Source organism: Neisseria sp. P0017.S009 (assembly GCF_051957375.1).
In the GTDB taxonomy this organism is placed as follows: domain Bacteria; phylum Pseudomonadota; class Gammaproteobacteria; order Burkholderiales; family Neisseriaceae; genus Neisseria; species Neisseria perflava.
This window is the reverse complement of sequence record NZ_JBQCWL010000004.1, coordinates 59,178-80,380: the sequence shown is the minus strand read 5'-3', so window position 1 is coordinate 80,380 and position 21,203 is coordinate 59,178. Positions and strand designations below refer to the sequence as shown.

Annotated in this window: 15 protein-coding genes; 7 read left to right on the top strand and 8 right to left on the bottom strand. The window is 48.7% G+C overall.

All coding sequences use genetic code 11. The features are described 5' to 3' along the window. Window positions 1-41: 41 nt before the first annotated feature. The gene (locus tag ACTHTG_RS06305) at window positions 42-1,904 is read right to left on the bottom strand and encodes a tetratricopeptide repeat protein (protein ID WP_004519906.1); all 1,863 of its coding nucleotides are present in this window, start codon (window positions 1,902-1,904) and stop codon (window positions 42-44) included. 175 nt (window positions 1,905-2,079) lie between these two features. Between ACTHTG_RS06305 and ACTHTG_RS06300 the strand changes: the two genes are divergently transcribed. After that, entirely contained in the window at window positions 2,080-2,685 is a 606-nt protein-coding gene (locus ACTHTG_RS06300; RefSeq protein ID WP_049336772.1) for a CoA pyrophosphatase, read from the top strand. 53 nt (window positions 2,686-2,738) lie between these two features. On the opposite strand, the gene cysG is transcribed toward ACTHTG_RS06300, so the two are convergent. After that, the gene (gene cysG / locus ACTHTG_RS06295; protein ID WP_004519908.1) at window positions 2,739-4,136 is read right to left on the bottom strand and encodes a siroheme synthase CysG; all 1,398 of its coding nucleotides are present in this window, start codon (window positions 4,134-4,136) and stop codon (window positions 2,739-2,741) included. A 320-nt stretch (window positions 4,137-4,456) separates the two neighbouring features. Here cysG and ACTHTG_RS06290 point away from each other — a divergent pair, with 320 nt between their 5' ends. The 3 genes from ACTHTG_RS06290 (at window position 4,457) to recA (ending at window position 9,646) form a co-directional block, all read left to right on the top strand. Further along, window positions 4,457-7,021: a glycoside hydrolase family 66 protein gene (locus tag ACTHTG_RS06290; RefSeq protein WP_004519910.1), complete on the top strand. Its 2,565-nt coding sequence runs from the start codon at window positions 4,457-4,459 to the stop codon at window positions 7,019-7,021. A gap of 138 nt (window positions 7,022-7,159) precedes the next feature. After that, complete coding sequence (gene aroA / locus ACTHTG_RS06285) at window positions 7,160-8,452, top strand: 3-phosphoshikimate 1-carboxyvinyltransferase (RefSeq protein ID WP_039862183.1); 1,293 nt, start codon at window positions 7,160-7,162, stop codon at window positions 8,450-8,452. Window positions 8,453-8,599: 147 nt separating this feature from the next. Next, window positions 8,600-9,646, top strand: a complete 1,047-nt coding sequence (recA, locus tag ACTHTG_RS06280; protein ID WP_003680794.1) for a recombinase RecA — start codon at window positions 8,600-8,602, stop codon at window positions 9,644-9,646. A 93-nt stretch (window positions 9,647-9,739) separates the two neighbouring features. On the opposite strand, the gene fghA is transcribed toward recA, so the two are convergent. Next, window positions 9,740-10,588: an S-formylglutathione hydrolase gene (gene fghA / locus ACTHTG_RS06275; protein WP_049336773.1), complete on the bottom strand. Its 849-nt coding sequence runs from the start codon at window positions 10,586-10,588 to the stop codon at window positions 9,740-9,742. A gap of 24 nt (window positions 10,589-10,612) precedes the next feature. On the opposite strand from fghA, the gene ACTHTG_RS06270 reads away from it, so the two are divergent. After that, on the top strand, window positions 10,613-10,783 hold the full coding sequence (locus ACTHTG_RS06270) for a hypothetical protein (RefSeq protein WP_004519914.1): 171 nt from the start codon (window positions 10,613-10,615) through the stop codon (window positions 10,781-10,783). Between the two features lie 301 nt (window positions 10,784-11,084). Further along, window positions 11,085-12,797, top strand: coding sequence for a proline--tRNA ligase (locus ACTHTG_RS06265; RefSeq protein ID WP_039862211.1), 1,713 nt, complete (start codon window positions 11,085-11,087; stop codon window positions 12,795-12,797). A gap of 66 nt (window positions 12,798-12,863) precedes the next feature. Here ACTHTG_RS06265 and pflA read toward each other — a convergent pair whose 3' ends face one another. The 5 genes from pflA to ACTHTG_RS06240 form a co-directional block, all read right to left on the bottom strand. Beyond that, window positions 12,864-13,670: a pyruvate formate lyase 1-activating protein gene (gene pflA / locus ACTHTG_RS06260; protein WP_049336825.1), complete on the bottom strand. Its 807-nt coding sequence runs from the start codon at window positions 13,668-13,670 to the stop codon at window positions 12,864-12,866. Window positions 13,671-13,809: 139 nt separating this feature from the next. Then, window positions 13,810-16,095: a formate C-acetyltransferase gene (gene pflB, locus ACTHTG_RS06255; protein ID WP_049336774.1), complete on the bottom strand. Its 2,286-nt coding sequence runs from the start codon at window positions 16,093-16,095 to the stop codon at window positions 13,810-13,812. A gap of 302 nt (window positions 16,096-16,397) precedes the next feature. Then, on the bottom strand, window positions 16,398-17,696 hold the full coding sequence (locus ACTHTG_RS06250) for an adenylosuccinate synthase (RefSeq protein ID WP_049336775.1): 1,299 nt from the start codon (window positions 17,694-17,696) through the stop codon (window positions 16,398-16,400). A gap of 43 nt (window positions 17,697-17,739) precedes the next feature. After that, window positions 17,740-18,897 (bottom strand): ATP phosphoribosyltransferase regulatory subunit, encoded by a 1,158-nt coding sequence (locus ACTHTG_RS06245; RefSeq protein WP_070504620.1) that lies wholly within the window; start codon window positions 18,895-18,897, stop codon window positions 17,740-17,742. A gap of 322 nt (window positions 18,898-19,219) precedes the next feature. Then, a complete protein-coding gene (locus ACTHTG_RS06240) occupies window positions 19,220-20,023 on the bottom strand; it encodes an outer membrane protein assembly factor BamD (RefSeq protein ID WP_003680807.1) in 804 nt (267 codons plus the stop codon). Between ACTHTG_RS06240 and rluD the strand changes: the two genes are divergently transcribed. Next, window positions 20,022-21,146: a 23S rRNA pseudouridine(1911/1915/1917) synthase RluD gene (rluD, locus tag ACTHTG_RS06235; RefSeq protein WP_070504623.1), complete on the top strand. Its 1,125-nt coding sequence runs from the start codon at window positions 20,022-20,024 to the stop codon at window positions 21,144-21,146. The two genes, ACTHTG_RS06240 and rluD, sit on opposite strands and share 2 nt — an antisense overlap. Window positions 21,147-21,203 lie beyond the last annotated feature (57 nt).

Genomic DNA, 21,203 nt, shown 5'->3' with positions numbered 1-21,203 from the left:
AGACCGTCTGAAATCAAACGCTTTCAGACGGCCTTTGGGTTTTATTTGTGTTTTTGAGTATGCGGTTTGCTGGGCGTTATACCGAATTTGGACATTGTCTCTTTTAATACTCGGAGATTGCTTCCACGTTTCAAGCCGTCATTCCAGATTTCTTTGGCCTTGTCTTGGTCTCCAAGCGTCCATAGGACTTCGCCCAAATGTGCGGCGACTTCGGCTTCAGGTTCTTTTCCATAGGCATATTGGATATACGGCAAAGCCATTTGGGCATCGCTTTTAAGATAATATGCCCAGCCTACACTATCATTAATGGCTGCGCTTTCCGGATCCATTTGATAGGCCATCTGAACCATTTTGAAAGCCTCGTCCAAATCCTTGCCGTTGGACAGCAAGGTATAGCCCAAAGCATTCCAACCATGCGGATTGTCCGGATACAACTCAACAACTCGGCGCAAATCGGCAATCGCCTTGCCTGGCTGATTCAGCTTCTCATACACCATCGAACGCTGATACAGCACATTGGCAAGCAGCTCCGGAGAAGCTTGGGTTTTCAAGGATTTTTCGGTGGAATTTACCAAGCTGTTCAAAGCGTTCAACGATTCTTGAAGATTGGTATTTTTAGACAATACGAACAAAGCCGTACTCAACAAATCCTTAACTTCAAAATAACGTCCTCTTTGCTCGGGCATTTTTTGTGCGCGTTGTACCAAAGCCCAAGCCTCTTTATGGTTGCCCTGTTTGGCTTCGATAGAAGCAGCCAAAATGGTTTTATCAAACGTATAAGCCGTAGCCGTTACCTTATCCAGCCATTGTTTGGCTTTGGCCAATTCTTCTACATCATTATATGAAACCGCACCAATCAACGCTGCACGGCTGCGCTGCTCTTCCGTGCCAGCTTTATAAGCCTTTTCCAGATAGCTGTTTACCGCAGAAATATTTTCTGTCTTGCTCGCTGACAATAAGGCAGCCTGAATATACAAATCAGGGTTGGGATTTTCTTCCAATAAAGTCTGCAAACGCTTAAAGGCCTTATCATTTTGACCATGGGCGATCAAATTGGCGATGTCCAATTCCTGCCAAATCGGAGATAAGGTTTTGGTGTCTGTCTCTTTGAAGAAGCCGTCCAAAATATCAGGATGCCGTTGCGCCATCAGCCGCAACGTCACAAAAGTCGGCGGCAAAATTTCGTTGTCCAACTTGGCCAATCGCTGCAATGCCGCAATGGCGTGTTTCTTTTGACCGTCTTTTGCACTAAAAATTGCATCCGCAATCGCCGCTTCTGGAAAGTCTTTATAATTCAAGGCCGTTTTATGCACCTGTTTAACCGCATCGCTGGTCAGATTCGGCTGTTGTGCTGCGGTTTGTGCTAAAAGCAGGAACACGCGCTTTTGCTCATCTTCACTACCGCCGGCAATTACCTTGTCCAATCCGCTCAAATTCTTATCGGCTTTACCCAGCAGCAAATTGCGCAACCAAGTCATACGCTTTTGTGTTTCACCAGGCTCCGGCTCGATTTCGCGCCATTTTTGGTAAATGGCTTCAGCCTGTTCAAATGCGTTTAACGAAACCGCCATCTCCAAAGCGCGTTCGGCCACTTCGGGAGATTTGGTGCGATGCAACGTTAAAATATAAGTAAACAACGCAGAAGCTGCATCACCCTTTTGCAGGGCCAGTTCTGAATTTAACAAAGTGAAAACCTGAGATGTACGGTTTTGTATACCCAACAGACGTATCCGCTCCTGCTCGCGCTCTTCGGGAGAAAAACGGTCGGTACGGCTTTTCTTTTTAATAATCTTAGCCGATTCAAAAACTGCATTTGAATCGCCGGGCGCGGCAAAAGTTTGTGTAACAAACAACATCATGACAGCCGCAGCTGCCACTCGAATACGGGATGGGGAAAACAACATAACTATCCTTTTTGAGAACCTGCCGACATTTTCAGACGGCCTAAGCACTTGCAGAACAGACGCAAAGCTTTATTTATCATTCAGGCATAACTGTAACACACGCACCCTATTTTGTTGACACGGTAACCGTAAACCTTGTGTAATCCTCATCTGCATAAAACGATCAGCGCCAAAAATGAATACCGACCACCTTATCCATTTCCTAACTCAAGCTTCACGCTTCAGCAGCCGTATGCAAGCAGAGCGCAATCAATTAGTTACCACTAAAACGGTCAAAGAAGCAGCCGTTTTGGTCGGCATCGCCTTGCATGAAGGAGCGTGGCAAATTTTACTGACCAAAAGGGCCGAGACCTTAAGGCAACACACCGGACAAATCGCCTTTGCCGGCGGCCGCAAAGATGCCCAAGACGACAGCCTAACGGCAACGGCGTTAAGAGAAGCTTACGAAGAAACCGCCATTCCGATTGCCGCATGGCAGACTTTTGCGCCGCTACCCTTTTATGACACACCTTCCGGCTACCGTGTTACGCCTGTTCCGGCAATTTGCACCCAGCCCGTCAACCCCAAAGCAAATCCCGATGAAGTAGCAGAAATTTTTTATCTGCCTTTGGACTTCACCTTAAACCTGCAAAACTACTCATACCGTCATCTTCATCACAACAATCAAACCCTCGCCCTCCCCGCCCTGCCTTTCCGACACTACGACATCTGGGGGCTGACAGCAATCATCCTATATGGACTGGCAGAACGTTATCAGCAATATTGCCAAGCTTTTAAATAAGGCAAGGCCGTCTGAAAACCAATATTCAGACGGCCTTGTTTGATCAATCCTCTTTATGCAGCTTCTTCATAGCATTCGACAAATTCTCCAAACCATTTCATCTCATCGCGCAGGGCAACCACTTCGCCAATTACCATTAAAGCCGGACGTTCTGCTTCGGCAGCCAACAAGCCCAAATCTTTCAGACGGCCTGTCCGCACGGTTTGATGCGGTAAAGTCCCATTGGAAATCACGGCAACAGGTGTAGAAGGCTGCCTGCCATAAGCCATCAGCTTTTCCGCAATCTCAGCCGCTTTAAGCGTGCCCATATAGATTACCAACGTTTGGCGGCTTAAAGCCAAAGTCTGCCAATCGGGCTGACTGCCCTCGTGTTTGCTGTGGCCGGTTACAAATAAAGCACCTTGGGCACAATCGCGATGGGTTAACGGAATACCGGCATAAGCAGTAGCTCCAAGCGCGGCAGTAATACCCGGCACAATGCGGTAGGCAATCCCGGCCTGATGCAGGGTTTGCACTTCCTCCCCGCCGCGACCGAACACAAAAGGATCGCCGCCTTTCAACCTTACCACACGCTCGCCTTTTTGAGCGTGTTCAACCAATAGACGGTTGGTTTCTTCCTGCTGAACATGGTGCGCACCAGCACGTTTACCCACGCTGATTTTCACCGCATCTTTACGCACCATCGCCAAAATCTCATCCGACACCAAAGCATCGTAAAACACGGTATCCGCAGCCTGTATCGCCTGCAAAGCATGTATGGTCAGCAAGCCCGGATCTCCCGGCCCTGCGCCCACCAAAACCACTTCGCCGCCAAACGGCGTTTCCCGGTTTAACTGCGTGATCAATTCACGTTCTGCCGCCTCGATATTGTTTTGAGCCGCAAAAATACTGAAACGGCTGTCGAACAACTTTTCCCAAAAATAACGGCGTCGTTCGACATGATGAATAGTCTGTTTAACCTTTTCGCGCCATTTACCGGCAATACGCGCCATCGTGCCCGTATGCAGCGGAATCAATGTTTCAATAATCTGCCGCCATTTACGCGCCAATACAGGCGCAGTACCGCCGCTGGATATGGCTATCTTCAATGGCCCCCTATCCACCACGGCAGGCACGATAAACGAACACAAGTCCGCCGTATCCACCGTATTGCACAATTTCACCCGTCGTTCCGCCGCTTCAAAAACACGGCGGTTAAACATGCCATTATCCGTCGCCGCAATAACGAAATACACCTCGTCCAGCATGGCTTCTTCAAACAAGCCACCCAGCCAAACTATTTTCCCTTCAGCCGCCCATTGCTGAAACTGCGGATTCAAAGTTTCCGCAACAACACGCACGCGCGCTCCGGCAGACAACAGGCTTTCCGCCTTACGCTCGGCAACCTTACCCGCACCTGCCAGTAAAACAGGGCGGTTTTTCAAATCGGCAAACAACGGATAATGGCTCATAGTCGTGCTCTTACTTTATCAATGATTGTCCGCCGATATTAAAGGCCGTCTGAAAAAATAGGAAAGAATGGTTTCTGATTTTCTTATGGTGTTTGGTTATATACCTGCAAAAAACCGTCTTTTGAATAACAAAACATTCAGACAGCATTTTTAAATTTCAATCACAAACCGAATTATTTTAGATATTTGCTATCAAACGGGGAACTTATTTTCCGCTCTGCCTACTAAAAAGTCTTAACAATTATTCATATCAACAACTTAAGTGATATTGATTTATTAAGGTAATTTCAAAATATAATATTTAGAAGCGAATATACAGCATGACAACTGAAGCAAAAACAGCCCCTTTACCGACTATTCTCTTTAACAAGGTAGCCTATACCAACGGCGATGATGTTATTCTGAACATCTCCAATGCGACAGACAAAATCACCTCTGTCACCGTCAGCCATTTGGGTACGGAAATCCAAAAATTGGATCATCTGAACTCAACCTCCGTCAAACTCTCTTCCGATATTTTTTCACCCAATTCAGGCTACGTCGTCAAAGTAGAAACCGTTGACAACACCGGCAACCACACCAGCAAAACACTGGGATTGTCTGTCGAAGACGACTGGACTATTTTTCCCCGCTATGGCGTAGTGGCAGGATCTAACGATAATTCGGCAGAACGAAACAACGCCATGACCAATGACCAGCTCGAAGGCTATCAAAACAATATCGATCAGCTGGCACAAATGCACATCAACAATTATTTCTTCTATGATGTGTACGACACAACCTCCAATCCATTTCCAAATGTCAACAGCTTCAAGCAAGAATGGGCGACTTGGGCTGTCGACAACGGCCAACCCAACCCTCCCCAAATCGATACCCTGCTGATTAAAAACCTCGTGAACAAAATTCACGAAAAAGGCGGCAGTGCCATGCTCTACAATATGCTTAACGCCGCCTCCAATGACGAACTCGATAATCCGGCCATCAAAGAAATTTTAAATAATGTCAAACTCTACAATGCCCAAGAGCATTCCAACTTCGGCAAAGCCGGTGCAGAGACCAAAACATCCGTACAACAATTCGTCGATCCTGCCGACAAAAGCTGGCAAAACTATATCGTCAACACCATGATCAAAGCCCTGAAAACAGGCGGCTTTGACGGCTGGCAGGCCGATACCATGGGTGATAACCTCGTTTACAAAATACAAAATGGCCAAAAGACTGAAAACTTCAGAATGTCTGACGGTTATGACGATTTGTCAGCCGCGGCTGCGGAAAAGTTACACGATTACGGTCAAACTTATATGATCAACGACATCAGCACAGGCAGGGCCGATGTCTTATCCACCACCGGCATGGATGTTCCTTACTCAGAAATCTGGCCGCGCGATTTTAAAGATACAGCCGGAAATACCCATTATGAAAACCACAACTATGCCGAGCTTAAACGCTTGGTAGGCCGTCTGTACGATTACAATCACGTTTCCCCGATTATTGCCGCCTATACTCGAAAAGGTACCCACCCGGAAGATAATTCTTCCGAACTCAATCCGGACAACGAATTGCTGGTCGATGCCGTTATCGCAGCGAGTGGCGGCTACCACATGACTGTTGCCGCATTAAACAACCTCCCGGATAAAAACGCACATGGTTTTGGTATTTTGCAAGATCCATACTATCCCGCTCAGACGCTCAAAACCAACGAAACCCTGGCCAAATCAGAATTCAACTATCAACAATTCATTACCGCCTATGAGGAGCTGCTTCGCGGCGAAGGCTTGGTTGAACTCAAAGACAGTCATGCCTCCATCGTAGCATCCGACGGCTATGACATGACTTCCACTTCAGGCGAAGGAGGCAAAGTTTATACATGGACCAAGGCCACCGCAGACGGCGGCCGAGTTGTCCAATTAATCAATCTCGCAGGCCTCGACAAAGACACCAATTGGAACAGCTCCAACCACCACACGCTGAAACTCGACAACCCTAAAGTCAGAATCCCGTTTGATATGGAAATCAGCGCAGAACAGGCCGAGCAAGCCATCGTACAACTGGCTTCCCCCGACTCAGACGATATATCCATGCACACATTGGAATCTTCCGTCATCTATGAAAACGGCAAACCGGTGGCACTGGAAGTCACCGTCCCGAGCCTGGATGTCTGGGATATGCTTTATGTCAGCAATTTAGGGCAGGCAAGCGTCAGCCAAACCTTTGCCGACGGCAAAACCACATTCAACGGCACCCACGCCGACGACCATATCAAAGGTACTGAAAGCGAAGACATCATCTACGGCAACCGGGGTAATGATGAGATTCACGGCGGCAGCGGCAATGACAAATTGTCCGGCGGCACCGGCGACGATGTCATCAACGGCGATGCCGGCAGCGATATTCTCTACGGAGGCGGTGGCAATGACCATCTGAACGGCGGATTAGACAACGACACGCTGTATGGCGGCTCCGGTAACGATACTATGTTGGGCGAAGCAGGCAACGACATCCTTCACGGCGGCGCAGGCAACGACACACTGTTTGGTGGCTTAGGGGACGATATATTGCACGGCGAAGCCGGTAACGATACCTACGTATTCAATCGCGGCGAAGGCCATGACACCATTTTCGACCATCACAGCACAAACGCCATCCAATTCGGCGCTGGCATTTCCCTCTCGGATCTGTCGCTCGAAACGGTCAACGAAAAAGACGGCACGACTTGGAACATCACCATTCGTGGCGAAAACAATCACAACGACCTCATCACCATCGACCACCAATATGCCGACATCCATACCGACGTCCAAGGTCAAAAAATCCCCTCAGTCAGCGAATTCCGCTTTGACGAAGGTACGTTCAACATTGACCAGTTAATGCATATTTTAGGTTAACCATTAAAATATCGAGCATCCCAAAGCCGGACTTTCAAAAAGAGTCCGGCTTTTCTTGCCTGCAACGCCACTTCCATTTTTCAGACGGCCTTTGCCTGCGTATAATATCGTTTTGTCTACAATTTGAAATCCTAACCAATGACCGAATCCATCCGCCTGCCCGCTTCCACACTCAAGCCCTCCACCGTTGCCCTGCCCGGTTCCAAAAGCATCAGCAACCGCACGCTGCTCTTGGCAGCACTCTCCGACAACGTTTGCGAAATCCATTCTTTGCTCAAATCCGACGATACCGACCGAATGCTTGAAGCACTCGACAAACTCGGCGTGCAAATTGAATCTTTACCTGAAGGCCGTCTGAAAGTTCATGGTGCCGGCGGCCGCTTTCCCAACCAATCCTCCGATTTGTTTTTAGGCAATGCCGGTACGGCATTCCGCCCCTTGACTGCCGCACTTGCCGTTTTGGGCGGCGACTATCATCTGCATGGCGTACCGCGTATGCACGAACGCCCTATCGGCGATTTGGTCGACGCGTTGCGTATTGCCGGAGCGGACGTACAATATCTGGGCAATGAAAACTATCCGCCTCTTCAGATCGGCAAACGCCAAGACAACGGCGAGCGCGTTATTCCGATTAAAGGCAATGTTTCCAGCCAATTCCTGACCGCCCTGCTGATGGCTTTGCCCTTGACGGGACAAGCATTTGAAATCCACATGGTAGGCGAGTTGATTTCCAAACCTTATATCGACATCACGCTCAAGCTGATGGCGCAGTTCGGTGTGGACATCATCAATGAAGACTACCGTGTATTTAAAATCCCGGCCGGTGCCAAATATCATGCGCCCGAACATTTATATGTAGAAGGCGATGCCTCCAGCGCGTCTTATTTCTTGGGCGCAGGCCTGATTGCCGGTACACCCATCCGCGTAACCGGCATCGGCGCACACAGTATTCAAGGCGACGTTGCCTTTGCGCGTGAATTGGAAAAAATCGGCGCAGATGTCATTTGGGGCGAAAATTTTGTAGAAATTTCCCGTCCTGCCGAGCGCAAGATTCAGGCTTTTGATTTAGATGCCAACCATATTCCTGATGCGGCCATGACCTTGGCCATTGTTGCGCTGGCCACCAAACAACCCTGCACCCTGCGCAATATCGGCTCATGGCGCGTCAAAGAAACCGACCGTATCGCCGCCATGGCAACCGAACTGCGCAAACTGGGCGCAGACGTCATCGAAGAAGCCGAAGCCATCCATATTACGCCGCCCGAAACGCTTACCCCCGATGCCGTTATCGACACTTACGACGACCACCGCATGGCCATGTGTTTCTCGCTGGTTTCGCTTTTGGGCGTCCCCGTCATCATCAACGACCCGAAATGTACGCATAAAACTTTCCCCGACTATTTCCAAGTTTTTGCATCATTGACCAACTGATTGATTATTCAACATTTCAGACGGCCTGTTGCATACAAAAAACACAGGCCGTCTGAAAAATAAAAATAAAACTATACTTTTTCTTAATTTGTGCGATAATAGCTAAATAAATTCTTAGCGATTCATATTTCCTTTCGGAGAGAAAACATGTCAGACGAAAAAAGCAAAGCCTTAGCCGCAGCCCTTGCCCAAATCGAAAAAAACTTCGGCAAAGGCTCCATCATGAAAATGGACGGCAGCCAACAGGAAGAAAACCTTGATGTTATTTCCACCGGCTCCCTCGGCGTGGACTTAGCACTCGGCGTCGGCGGCCTGCCCCGCGGCCGCGTGGTTGAAATTTTCGGCCCGGAATCCTCCGGTAAAACTACACTCTGTCTCGAAGCCATTGCCCAATGCCAAAAAAATGGCGGCATCTGCGCATTCATCGATGCCGAGCATGCTTTTGACCCGATTTACGCCCGCAAACTCGGCGTAAAAGTTGAAGAACTCTATCTCTCCCAACCGGATACCGGCGAACAGGCATTGGAAATCTGTGATACCTTGGTACGCTCCGGCGGTATCGATATGGTCGTTGTCGACTCCGTAGCCGCACTTGTGCCTAAAGCCGAGATCGAAGGCGAAATGGGCGACAGCCACGTCGGCCTGCAAGCCCGCCTGATGAGCCAAGCCCTGCGCAAACTGACCGGCCACATCAAACGCACCAATACATTGGTTGTTTTCATTAACCAAATCCGTATGAAAATCGGCGTGATGTTCGGCAGCCCTGAAACCACAACCGGCGGTAACGCGCTCAAATTCTATGCCTCTGTCCGCCTCGACATCCGCCGTACCGGTCAGATTAAAAAAGGCGATGACGTGATTGGTAACGAAACCAAAGTCAAAGTCATCAAAAACAAAGTTGCCCCTCCGTTCCGTCAAGCCGAATTCGATATTCTTTACGGCGAAGGCATTAGCTGGGAAGGTGAATTGATCGACTTGGGCGTCAAACATGACATCGTTGAAAAATCCGGCGCATGGTACAGCTACAACGGCGCAAAAATCGGCCAAGGTAAAGACAATGTACGCGTTTGGCTGAAAGAAAACCCTGATATCGCCAACGAAATCGATGCCAAAATCCGTGCGGCAGTCGGTATCAATGTCGATATTACCGAAGGCAAATTGGACGACACCGACGGCGAACGTCCTGAGGAATAAGTCTGTCTGAAATTAAAGGTTAAAGACCAAATAAAAGGCCGTCTGAAATCCGACCATTAATCGGATTTCAGACGGCCTTTTATTCAATACTGCTTAAAGCCCCAATGCCTGAGCATGAAACTCAATATGCGAATCGATAAAGCTGGCAATAAAGAAATAGTCATGCCCATAGCCCGGGCGTACTTTATATTGGATATTGAAACCTTTTTCGCGTGCTGAGCGGACAAACCCTTCCAGTTGCAGGACTTCAGGATACAAAGCATCTTCACTGCCGACATCAATCAAAACAGGCAATTTATGCGAGGCCGTCTGAAGCAGCTCTGTACTGTCATAGCGTTTCCACGTTTCCACGTTTTGGCCCAAATAAGCCGAAAACGCCTGCCTGCCGCCTTCCGTATCGATAGGATGACATAAAGGCGCAAAGGCTGAAACCGCAGCATATCGGCCGGGATGCTTCAAAGCCAACTGCAGCGCACCATGCCCGCCCATGCTGAAACCTGCAATGCTGCGCTCTTGCGTTACCGGAAAATGATGCTCGATCAAATCAGGCAATTCTTGGCTGATATAGCTTTCCATTTGGTAATGCTGCGCCCAAGGTGCTTCAGTTGCATTGACATAAAATCCGGCGCCCTGTCCAAGATAATGTTCCTCACTGTCGGCAACATGCCGACCGCGTGGCGAGGTATCCGGGAAAACCACGATAATATTCCATTGCGCCGCAAAACGTTGGATCCCGCTTTGTTGAACCAATTCAGAACCATCACTATTTAAGCCGGAAAGAAAATATAAAACAGGCGCGGGATAGCCTTTTAAGACTTGTGGCGGCAGATAGACATCAAATACCATATCCGTCCGGCAGGTTTGAGAAAAATGGCGGTACCGTTCCTGATACCCGTTAAACATCTTTCTGCGTTCCAGCAAATGCAATTCTGAATTTTTCATTTTATTCCTTGTAAGGAAACAACAATGAGCAGAATGTTAGCGCAAAACCTGCTCATCGTGTTGTTGCCCCATCTTTTTAAGGCAACCCAATCTGCTTTAAACAAGGCTTGCCAATCATGCGAAATCATTACGCCGACAGCATTTAAAATCTATACACAATCTCTGTGGATAAATCTGTTGATAAGCTTTGGGTAATCGTAAAATTTTCTTTAGGAACAAACCAAGTCTTAAATTGACTAAAATTTAATCAAATAAAATATAATAAAATCAAGTGGTTATATTTATAAGATTTTACTATAATCATACAGTGAAAATTTATAGGTAAAACAAGGTTATGCGGCTTTGTGCATAAATTAGGGTTGACATCCCTAAAAATCACCCCGAATCAAAAGCTGCGTAAAACAACGGCCGATTTCATCAGATGCCATTCAAAAGACACGCGGCCATACATTTTGCGTTACAATACGCACTTATTTTTAAGAAAGAAAAATACGCCATGAAAGCCTCCCAGTTCTTCATTTCTACCCTTAAAGAAGCCCCTGCCGAAGCCGCACTTGCCAGCCACAAGCTGATGATTCGTGCCGGCTTGATCAAAGCCAACGCATCCGGTCTTTATACTTGGATGCCGATGGGTCTGCGCGTATTGCGCAAAGTTGAAAATATCGTGCGTGAAGAAATGGCCCGCGCAGGTAGCGTGGAGCTGCTGATGCCGGTGGTACAACCTGCCGAGCTGTGGCAGGAATCCGGCCGCTGGGAGTTTTACGGTAAAGAACTGCTGCGCCTGAAAGACCGTCATGACCGTGATTTCTGTATGGGTCCGACTTGTGAAGAAGTGATTGCCGACATCGTGCGCAAAGAAGTCAACAGCTACAAACAACTGCCGAAAAACTTTTATCACATCCAAACCAAATTCCGCGATGAAGTGCGTCCGCGCTTCGGTGTGATGCGCGCGCGCGAGTTCGTCATGAAAGACGCTTATTCCTTCCATGCCGACTATGCCTCGCTTCAGACGACCTATCAGGATATGTACGACGCTTACTGCCGTATCTTTACCCGTCTGGGCTTGGAATTCCGCCCCGTAGCCGCAGACACCGGCAGCATCGGTGGTACCGGCTCTCACGAATTCCAAGTATTGGCTGAAAGCGGCGAAGACGTTATCGCATACAGCGATACTTCCGATTACGCCGCCAATATCGAATTGGCACCCACCTTGCCGCTCAAAGGCGAACGCGCCGCTGCTCAGGCCGAGTTGACCAAAGTACATACACCAAATGTCAAAACCATTGAGTCTTTGGTTGAATTCCTCAATATTCCGGTTGAACAAACCCTCAAATCCATCGTGGTTGAAGGCGAAAACGAAGGCGAACTCGTCCTGCTGCTGTTGCGTGGCGACCATGAGTTTAACGACATCAAGGCGGAAAAACTGGCCGGCGTGAAATCGCCACTGACCATGGCAAGCCCTGCCGCGATTATTGAACAGTTCGGCGCCAACGGCGGCTCTCTCGGCCCTGTCAACTTCAAAGGCAAAGTCTATGCCGATTTCGCCACCGAAAAAGGCGCAGACTGGGTTATCGGCGCAAACGAAGACGACTACCACTATACCGGCTTCAACTTCGGCCGAGATGCTGCCGAGCCTGAATTTGTCGATTTACGCAATGTCATCGAAGGCGACATTAGCCCTGACGAACAAGGCCGTCTGAAACTGGCGCGCGGTATTGAAGTCGGCCACGTTTTCCAATTGCGCGACAAATATACCCAAGCCATGAATGTCAGCTTCTTGGACAATAACGGCAAATCCCAAATCATGGAAATGGGCTGCTACGGTATCGGTATTACCCGCGTTGTGGCCGCCGCCATCGAACAAAACAACGACGAAAAAGGCATTGTTTGGACCAAAGCAATGGCGCCGTTTGAAGTCGTTATCGTGCCGATGAACTACAAAAAATCAGACGCCGTGCGCGAAGCCGCCGACAAAATCTACGCCGAGCTTTTGGCTGCTGGTGCGGATGTTTTGTTGGATGACCGCGACGAACGTGCAGGCGTATTGCTGAATGACTCCGAGCTGTTGGGTATTCCTCACCGCATCGTGATCGGCGATCGCGCATTGAAAGAAGGCAATGTCGAATATGCCGAGCGCCGTAACAATCAGGCTCAAGCCGTTGCAGTATCAGAAGTTGTCGCCAAGGTTTTGGCCGCATTGAACGCTTAAATTTTTTTCAATAATGAAAAGGCCGTCTGAAACTGATTATTTCGTTTCAGACGGCCTTTTTCTGTTTTAATAAATAATGTTTTTTCCGTAGCTCTCTAATATTTCTTTGATTTTCAGAATGGTTTCTTTGGGCGGCGGATGTACGCCTTTTAATTTGTATTCGTCGCCGCACAAAGCCCATTTGTGTGCGCCCAATTCGTGATACGGCAAGAGCTCGACCATTTCGACATTATCCATATCACCGATAAACTCGCCCAATAAATGCGCTGACCGCTCATCATCGGTATAACCGGGAACAACCACATAACGCACACGCGTCGGCTGATTGCGTTCAGCAAGATAGCGCGCGAATTTCAGCGTTTTGGTATTTGGAATACCGACAAGCACTTTATGAATTTCAGGATCGATTTGTTTTAAGTCGAGCATGACCAAATTGGTATGATCGAGCAAATCATCCAAAATCGAATCATAGTGCAAAGCATAGCCATTGCTGTCTAGACAGGTATGGATATCGTGTTCCCGACAGGCCGTAAACCAATCGCATACAAACTCATATTGCAATAACGGCTCGCCGCCGGTTGCCGTTACGCCTCCGCCTGTCGCACGCAAATAATGACGATAGGTCATGACCTGCTTCATCACAGTTGCCACATCCAATTCCTGCGCCTGCTCAGTATGAAGATCCCATGTGTCACGATTATGGCAATACAGGCAACGCATCAGGCAGCCTTGCAAAAAGAGCACGTAGCGCAAACCCGGACCATCGACAGCACCGCAAGATTCAATCGAATGAATAATGCCTTTACCGTTATAGTGACGGTGGCCAAGGTCTTTCAGTGCCGGCTCGGGGGTAATGGCAAAAGTCGTGGACATAGTGTTCGGCTCAAAAATGTTTTTGCTTATATGGATTGTACGATAATAAAGGCCGTCTGAACATTTCAGACGGCCTCGGAGCTTTGTTTCAAAACAAACCAAATGCAAATTTAGCTTCCGGTTTGTTTCTCCACCCGGATTACATGGTTTCTGTGAATGTACGGGTAATCACGTCAAGCTGTTGTTCGCGGGTCAGCGAGTTGAAGCGAACCGCATAACCGGACACACGAATGGTCAACTGCGGATATTTCTCTGGATTGTGCATCGCATCTTCCAAAGTCTCGCGATTCAATACGTTGACGTTCAAGTGTTGTCCGCCTTCCAAAATACCGTCTTCATGGTGGAAATAACCGTCCATCAAACCGGCAAGGTTGCGTTCGCGAGAATACTCGTCTTTACCCAACGCGCCAGGAATAATGGAGAAGGTATAGGAAATACCGTCTTTGGCAAACTCAAATGGCAGTTTGGCTACGGAAGTCAATGAAGCGACTGCACCGTTGACGTCACGACCGTGCATTGGGTTTGCACCCGGACCAAACGGAGCGCCTGCACGGCGGCCGTCTGGAGTATTACCGGTTTTCTTACCGTAAACAACGTTGGAAGTAATGGTCAGTACGGACTGAGTCGGAGTGGCGTTGCGGTAAGTTTTGTGGGTTGCCACTTTTTTCATGAAGCGTTCAACCAAATCGCAAGCAATATCGTCAACGCGGTCGTCGTTGTTACCAAATTGTGGGTATTCGCCTTCGATTTCGAAGTCAACGGCAATGCCATTTTCGTCACGAATCGGTTTCACTTTGGCGTACTTAATGGCGGACAATGAGTCGGCAGCCACAGACAAACCGGCGATACCGCATGCCATCGTACGTTTCACATCACGGTCATGCAATGCCATCAATGCAGCTTCGTAGCTGTATTTGTCGTGCATGTAGTGAATAATGTTCAGCGCGGTAACGTATTGGGTTGCCAACCAATCCATGAATTTGTCCATGCGCTCAAAGACAGTGTCGTAGTCCAAAACTTCGTCCATAATCGGCTCGGTTTTCGGACCAACTTGCTCTTTAGATTTCTCGTCCACGCCGCCATTGATTGCGTACAGCAGAGTTTTAGCCAAGTTGGCGCGTGCGCCGAAGAACTGCATTTGTTTGCCGACCACCATCGGGCTGACGCAGCAGGCAATGGCGTAGTCGTCGCTATTGAAGTCAGGGCGCATCAAATCGTCGTTTTCGTATTGGATGGACGAAGTATCGATGGATACTTTGGCGCAGAATTCTTTAAAGCCTTGCGGCAGTTGTTCTGACCACAATACAGTGATGTTTGGCTCAGGAGACGGGCCCATGTTGTACAGAGTATGCAGCACGCGGAAGTTGGTGCGGGTTACCAAGGTACGGCCATCCAAGCCCATGCCACCGATAGATTCGGTTGCCCAAATCGGGTCGCCGGAGAACAGTTGATCGTATTCCGGAGTACGCAGGAAACGGACCATACGCAGTTTCATCACCAAGTGGTCAATGAATTCTTGCGCTTGGGTTTCGGTAATCACACCGTTTTTCAGGTCGCGTTCGATGTAGATGTCCAAGAATGAAGATACACGGCCGAAAGACATCGCCGCACCGTTTTGAGATTTAACGGCAGCGAGGTAGGCAAAGTAAGTCCATTGGATGGCTTCTTGTGCATTTTTTGCAGGGCCGGAAATATCGTAGCCGTAAGAAGCTGCCATTTCTTTCATTTGGTTCAATGCTTTATATTGCTCATTGATTTCTTCGCGGCGGCGGATCACTTCTTCCAAGTCCACACCGTTTTCCAAATCGGCTTGCAGTGAGTTGAACTGGTTGAGTTTGTCTTTCATCAAGAAGTCGATACCGTACAATGCCACGCGGCGGTAGTCGCCGATAATACGGCCGCGGCCATAAGCATCCGGCAGGCCGGTAATCACGCCTGATTTGCGGCAGCGGCGGATGTCGGGCGTATAAACGTCAAATACGCCTTGGTTGTGGGTTTTGCGGTATTTGGTGAAAATTTCGCTGACTTCGGGATTCAATTCAACGTTGTACACTTTGCACGCGTCTTGCACCATTTTCAAACCGCCAAACGGCATGATAGAGCGTTTCAAAGGCTCGTCTGTTTGCAGGCCGACAATGGTTTCCAAATCTTTGTTGATGTAGCCTGGAGCGTGGCTGGTAATACCGGAGACGATTTGCGCGTCGATTTTATACGGCTCGTGTGTACGGTTTTCAACCTTGATACCTTCCATCACTTCCGCCCACAGTTTGGTTGTGGCTTCGGTTGCTGGTGCCAAGAAAGAGGCATCGCCTTCATATGGCGTGTAGTTTTTTTGAATAAAATCGCGGACATCTACGTTGGTTTCCCAGTTGCCACCGACAAAACCTTCCCAAGCGGCTGGACGTTGCTGAACATCATTTGACATATCAAGCTCCTAATTTTATTGAAAATATAGACTGTAAATTTTCTGAAAGGATAACATCAATACCCATTTATTTACAGGGGTTTTTATGAAATAAAATTACAGATTTGGTTTTTCTTGATTTACGTCAATGAGAATAATTGTTACTTGGCACTACATCTCACTTTCCAAACATTCGTACTTAAAAACAGCGTAAAATACAAAATTCAGCCCTGAAGACAGGTGTTCTTCAGGGCTGAGTTTTTATTGCATTTTATATAAAAGGCCGTCTGAATTTTCAGACGGCCTTTTATTCACTTAATCAATTAAGCAAACGGATGATGCAAAACAATGGTTTCTTCACGGTCAGGACCGGTTGAAACAATGGCCACAGGCGCACCGCACACTTCTTCAATACGTTTCAGATAAGCTTTAGCGTTTTCAGGCAGCTTGTCGTACTCTTTCACACCGAAAGTCGACTCGCTCCAACCCGGCATGGTTTCATAAATCGGTTTGCAGGTTTCTACCGCATCGGAGCCGCAAGGCAGAATGTCGGTTTTGCTGCCATCAGGCAATTCATAACCTACACAGATATTGATATTCTCAATACCATCCATCACGTCCAGCTTGGTAATGCACATGCCGGAAATGCCGTTAACTTGAATAGAGCGTTTCAGAGCAGCTGCGTCAAACCAGCCACAACGACGCGCACGACCGGTTACGGAGCCGAACTCATGGCCGCGTTCAGCCAAGCCTGCGCCCACTTCGTCAAACAATTCAGTCGGGAATGGGCCGGAACCCACGCGGGTGGTATAGGCTTTAACGATACCCAAAACGTAATCCTGCATTTGCGGGCCCACGCCTGCACCGGCAGAAGCGGCACCTGCCAAGCAGTTGGACGAAGTTACAAACGGATAAGTACCGTAGTCGATGTCCAGCAACGTACCTTGTGCGCCTTCAAACAACAGGCTTTCGCCTTTGCGGTTTTTCTCGTTCAAAACACGGGAAACATCGGTAATCATCGGCGTAATGCGCGGTGCAACTTTTTCAATGACCGCCATCACATCTTCAACTTTTACCGGCTCGGCATTGTGCAGGTGTTGCAACTGAACATTGTAATAAGCCAAAACAGCTTCCAGTTTTTCAACCAGTTTTTCAGGGTGCAACAAGTCCACCACGCGAATCGCGCGACGGGCAACTTTATCTTCATAGGCTGGGCCGATGCCGCGACCGGTTGTACCAATTTTGCTTTTACCGCGGGAAGCTTCGCGTGCTTGGTCAAGCGCAATGTGGTAAGGCAGAATCAATGGACAGGTCGGCGCAATTTTCAGACGGCCTTCGACGTTTTTCACACCGGCAGCATTCAATTCGTCGATTTCACCCAACAATGCTTCAGGAGAAACGACAACACCTGAACCGATGAAGCAGTCCAAAGTCTCGTGCAAAATGCCGCTTGGAATCAGGCGCAAAATGGTTTTTTTGCCACCGACGACCAAAGTATGGCCGGCATTGTGGCCGCCTTGGAAACGTACTACACCGCTGGTTTCTTCCGCCAGCCAGTCAACAATCTTACCTTTGCCTTCATCACCCCATTGGGCACCGATTACGACAACATTTTTAGCCATAGCCATCTAACCTTATTTCAGATACAAAATTTCAAAATAAAACTCAATCGTTCAAAGCGATTACTTTCCAAACGCCATCTACCTGTTTCAGACGGCCTGTAACCTCTTCCGAACCGTTATAGCCGATACCGTAATCGATAACGACACATTGTCCTTGTTCGCGCAAAGCATCTACCACTTCTTGAGCCGCAGGCATGTCCTTTACATCGACAGCCACCACGGATTCCCGTCCGATAGCAGGAAGGCGGCCGATGAAGCTGCGCAAATCAAAACTGAATCCGGCAGCAGGACGCGCGCGTCCGAAGTATCCGCCCAAGCCATCATAACGGCCGCCGCGTGCTACGGCATCATGACGATTTGAACCATAAGCCGCGTAAAGCAAACCGGTGTGGTAATTGTCAACGCGCAGTTCCGACAAATCGATATGCACTTTTTGATTTGGGAACGCATCGCATACTGCCTGCAATTCATCCAAGGCCGCACTGACTGCGGACAATTCGGGTAATTTCTCTCTAGCCAAAGTCAGCACTTCACGACCGCCGTACAGTCGGGGCAACAGTGAAAACGCTTTTGCCCACATACCATCGAGTTTCCACTCTTTGACCAACTGGCTGACGGCTTCAGCATCTTTGTCCTGCATCGATGACAGCAGGATTGCCGATTGCTGCTCATCCAAATGCGCGGCATTTGCCAAAGCACGGAATACGCCGATATGACCCAATGAAAGCAAAACTTCGCCCATATCGGCAATCTTCATACTTTTCAGCATCAAATCGATCAATTCAATATCCGCTTCAATGCCTTCCAAACCGTACATTTCCGCACCCGCCTGCAAAGGCTCGCGCATATTGAGCAGTCCGTCAGGCCGCGCATGAAGCACCGAACCGGCATAGCATAAACGGTTGATGCCTTGATTGGCGGAAAGCAAGTGGGCATCAATACGCGCCACCTGTGGCGTAATATCCGCGCGGATACCGAGCTGACGGCCGCTAAGCTGATCGACGACCAAAATGGTTTTCAAAGACAAACCGGCATCGATATGCGTCAATAAGGAATGGCTGTATTCCATCAATGGCGGTTGCACCAATTCATAACCATGCACGCGAAACAAAGCCAACAACCGCTCACGGGCGCTTTCCAGTTGTCGGGCATTGGTCGGTAACACGTCGGCAACGTGTTCAGGAAGCTGCCAAGACTTCATGAGAATCTACCTCTGTTTTTTTGTAAACATAAAGGGCTGATTAAATTTAAAACCAAATCAGCCTGACGACTGAAATTTTCCTGAATGCATCAATAGCAAATCTGATGCGGCTTCAACAAAACTGATTTTAAATTTAAACAGCCCCTGAGTAACGGCTTCAAACCGTCGAGTTATTAAAATCAGACTTTACCATATTAAAACGAATTTTGCACCCTGTTTACAGAGAACGTAAAAAAACATTAAAAACAAAGGCCGTCTGAAAACCAAATGCATAGCTGCATCGTTTTCAGACGGCCTTATTCATGCCTGAACAACCCGACGCTTAGCGCCAGTAACGCCACCAAGGCATATCGTCAGATCGCCATTCGTGTTGCAAGAACGGGCTTTGCGGGAAGTTGGTTTCCAAAACGCGGCGTGTATCGGCAGCCAGTTGCGGCTTGTCCAGTTTTTTGTATGCCAATTCCATCATCGCCAAAGCTTCTTCGACGTAACGGGTATTTTGGTAACGGCTGACGATTTTTTGCGCACGGTTGGCCGCTGCGACATAAGCACCGCGTTTCATGTAATAACGTGCCACAGATATCTCGTTACCACCCAAAGCGTCCACCAGCTTGGCCATACGCTCGGTTGCATCGGCAGCGTATTTGCTGTTTGGATAACGTTGAACCAACTCGGCAAACGCCTGATAAGCATCGCGGTTAGCTTTCGGGTCGCGGTCGGACCAGTCTTGGGAAGCCAGCTTGTTCAAGAAAGACTGGTCTTCGTTAAACAGGACCAAACCTTTCAAGTACAGCGCGTAGTCCATATTCGGATGTTGCGGATGATGGCGTTGGAAGCGCGCAATGGCAGCCAAGGCTTTTTCCGGCTCATCGTCTTTATAATAGGCATACGCCGTATCCAACTGGGACTGCTGGGCATAGCGGCCGTTTGGAAAACGGGATTCTAAAATTTCGTATAACTTGACAGCTCGCGTATAATTGTTGCTGTTCAATTCGTCTTGCGCTTCGGCATAAAGCTTTTCCACACTCCAATCTTGAGTAATTTGGGCGTCTTTATCGATTGTGCCTTTATTTGCGCAGGCACTCAGTGCCAAACCTAAAGAAACTACTAAAAGAATTTTTTTCATGCAGAATACTTCCTTTGATAACGAAGCCGATTATAGCGATGATTTAGACTTTCCGTCATCCCCTGAAACAGAAAGTTGTGTTAATTTGACCGTTCCGCTCGAAATGGCGGGCGGAAGGCTGGATGCCGTATTGGCCAAACTCATGCCCGACTACTCGCGCAGCCGTCTGAGTTCGTGGATTAAAGAGGGTGCGGTCATTGTAAACGATAAGCCCGCTCAACCCAAAGATAAAATGATAGGCGGTGAATTGATTGCCGTTACGGTACGTCCGAGCGAAGAAAACCTCGCGTTCACACCCGAACCCATGGATTTGGACATTATTTATGAAGACGATACCGTCATCGTCATCAACAAACCGGCCGGATTGGTCGTCCACCCTGCCGCAGGCAACTGGAGCGGCACCCTGCTCAACGGCCTGTTGGCGCACTGTCCCGAATTAAGCCAAGTGCCGCGTGCAGGTATCGTACACCGTTTGGACAAAGAAACCAGCGGCCTGATGGTGGTCGCTAAAACCCTGCCGGCGCAAAACTCACTGGTTCAACAGCTTCAAGAGCGCACAGTCAAACGCATTTACCGCGCAGTCGCCAACGGCATTGTTCCTTTTGACGGCAAAATCGAAACCCAAATCGGCCGCGATCCGCACAACCGCCTGAAAATGGCAGTCGTCAAATTCGGCGGCAAGCCTGCCATTACCCACGTCAAAGTGTTGGAACGTTATCTGGCGCACAGCTACATCGAATGCTCGCTCGAAACCGGCCGTACTCACCAAATCCGCGTTCATATGCGCGAAGCCAACCATCCGCTGGCTGCCGACCCTGTTTACGGCAACCTGCGCCATCCATGCAGCGATGCGGTTAAAGAAGCCATCAAAGCCCTCGGCGCGCGCCAAGCCCTGCATGCCTACCACTTGAGCTTTGTACATCCGAAAACCGGCGAAACCGTTTCCTTTGAAGCGCCTATGCCTGACGATATGTACCACTTGCTTTCCGTCCTGCGTCTGGAGGCCGGTTTGGATTCGTCCCTGAGCAACGAGGAAGAATGGCAAGAGAAATTCGGCATGGACGATGACGATGATTGGAATGAAGACGACTACGATGTCGAAGTCGTTTATGTAAGGGATTAAACCCATATTTTCAGACGGCCTAAAATATTATTTGAGGCCGTCTGAAATCAATCCGTT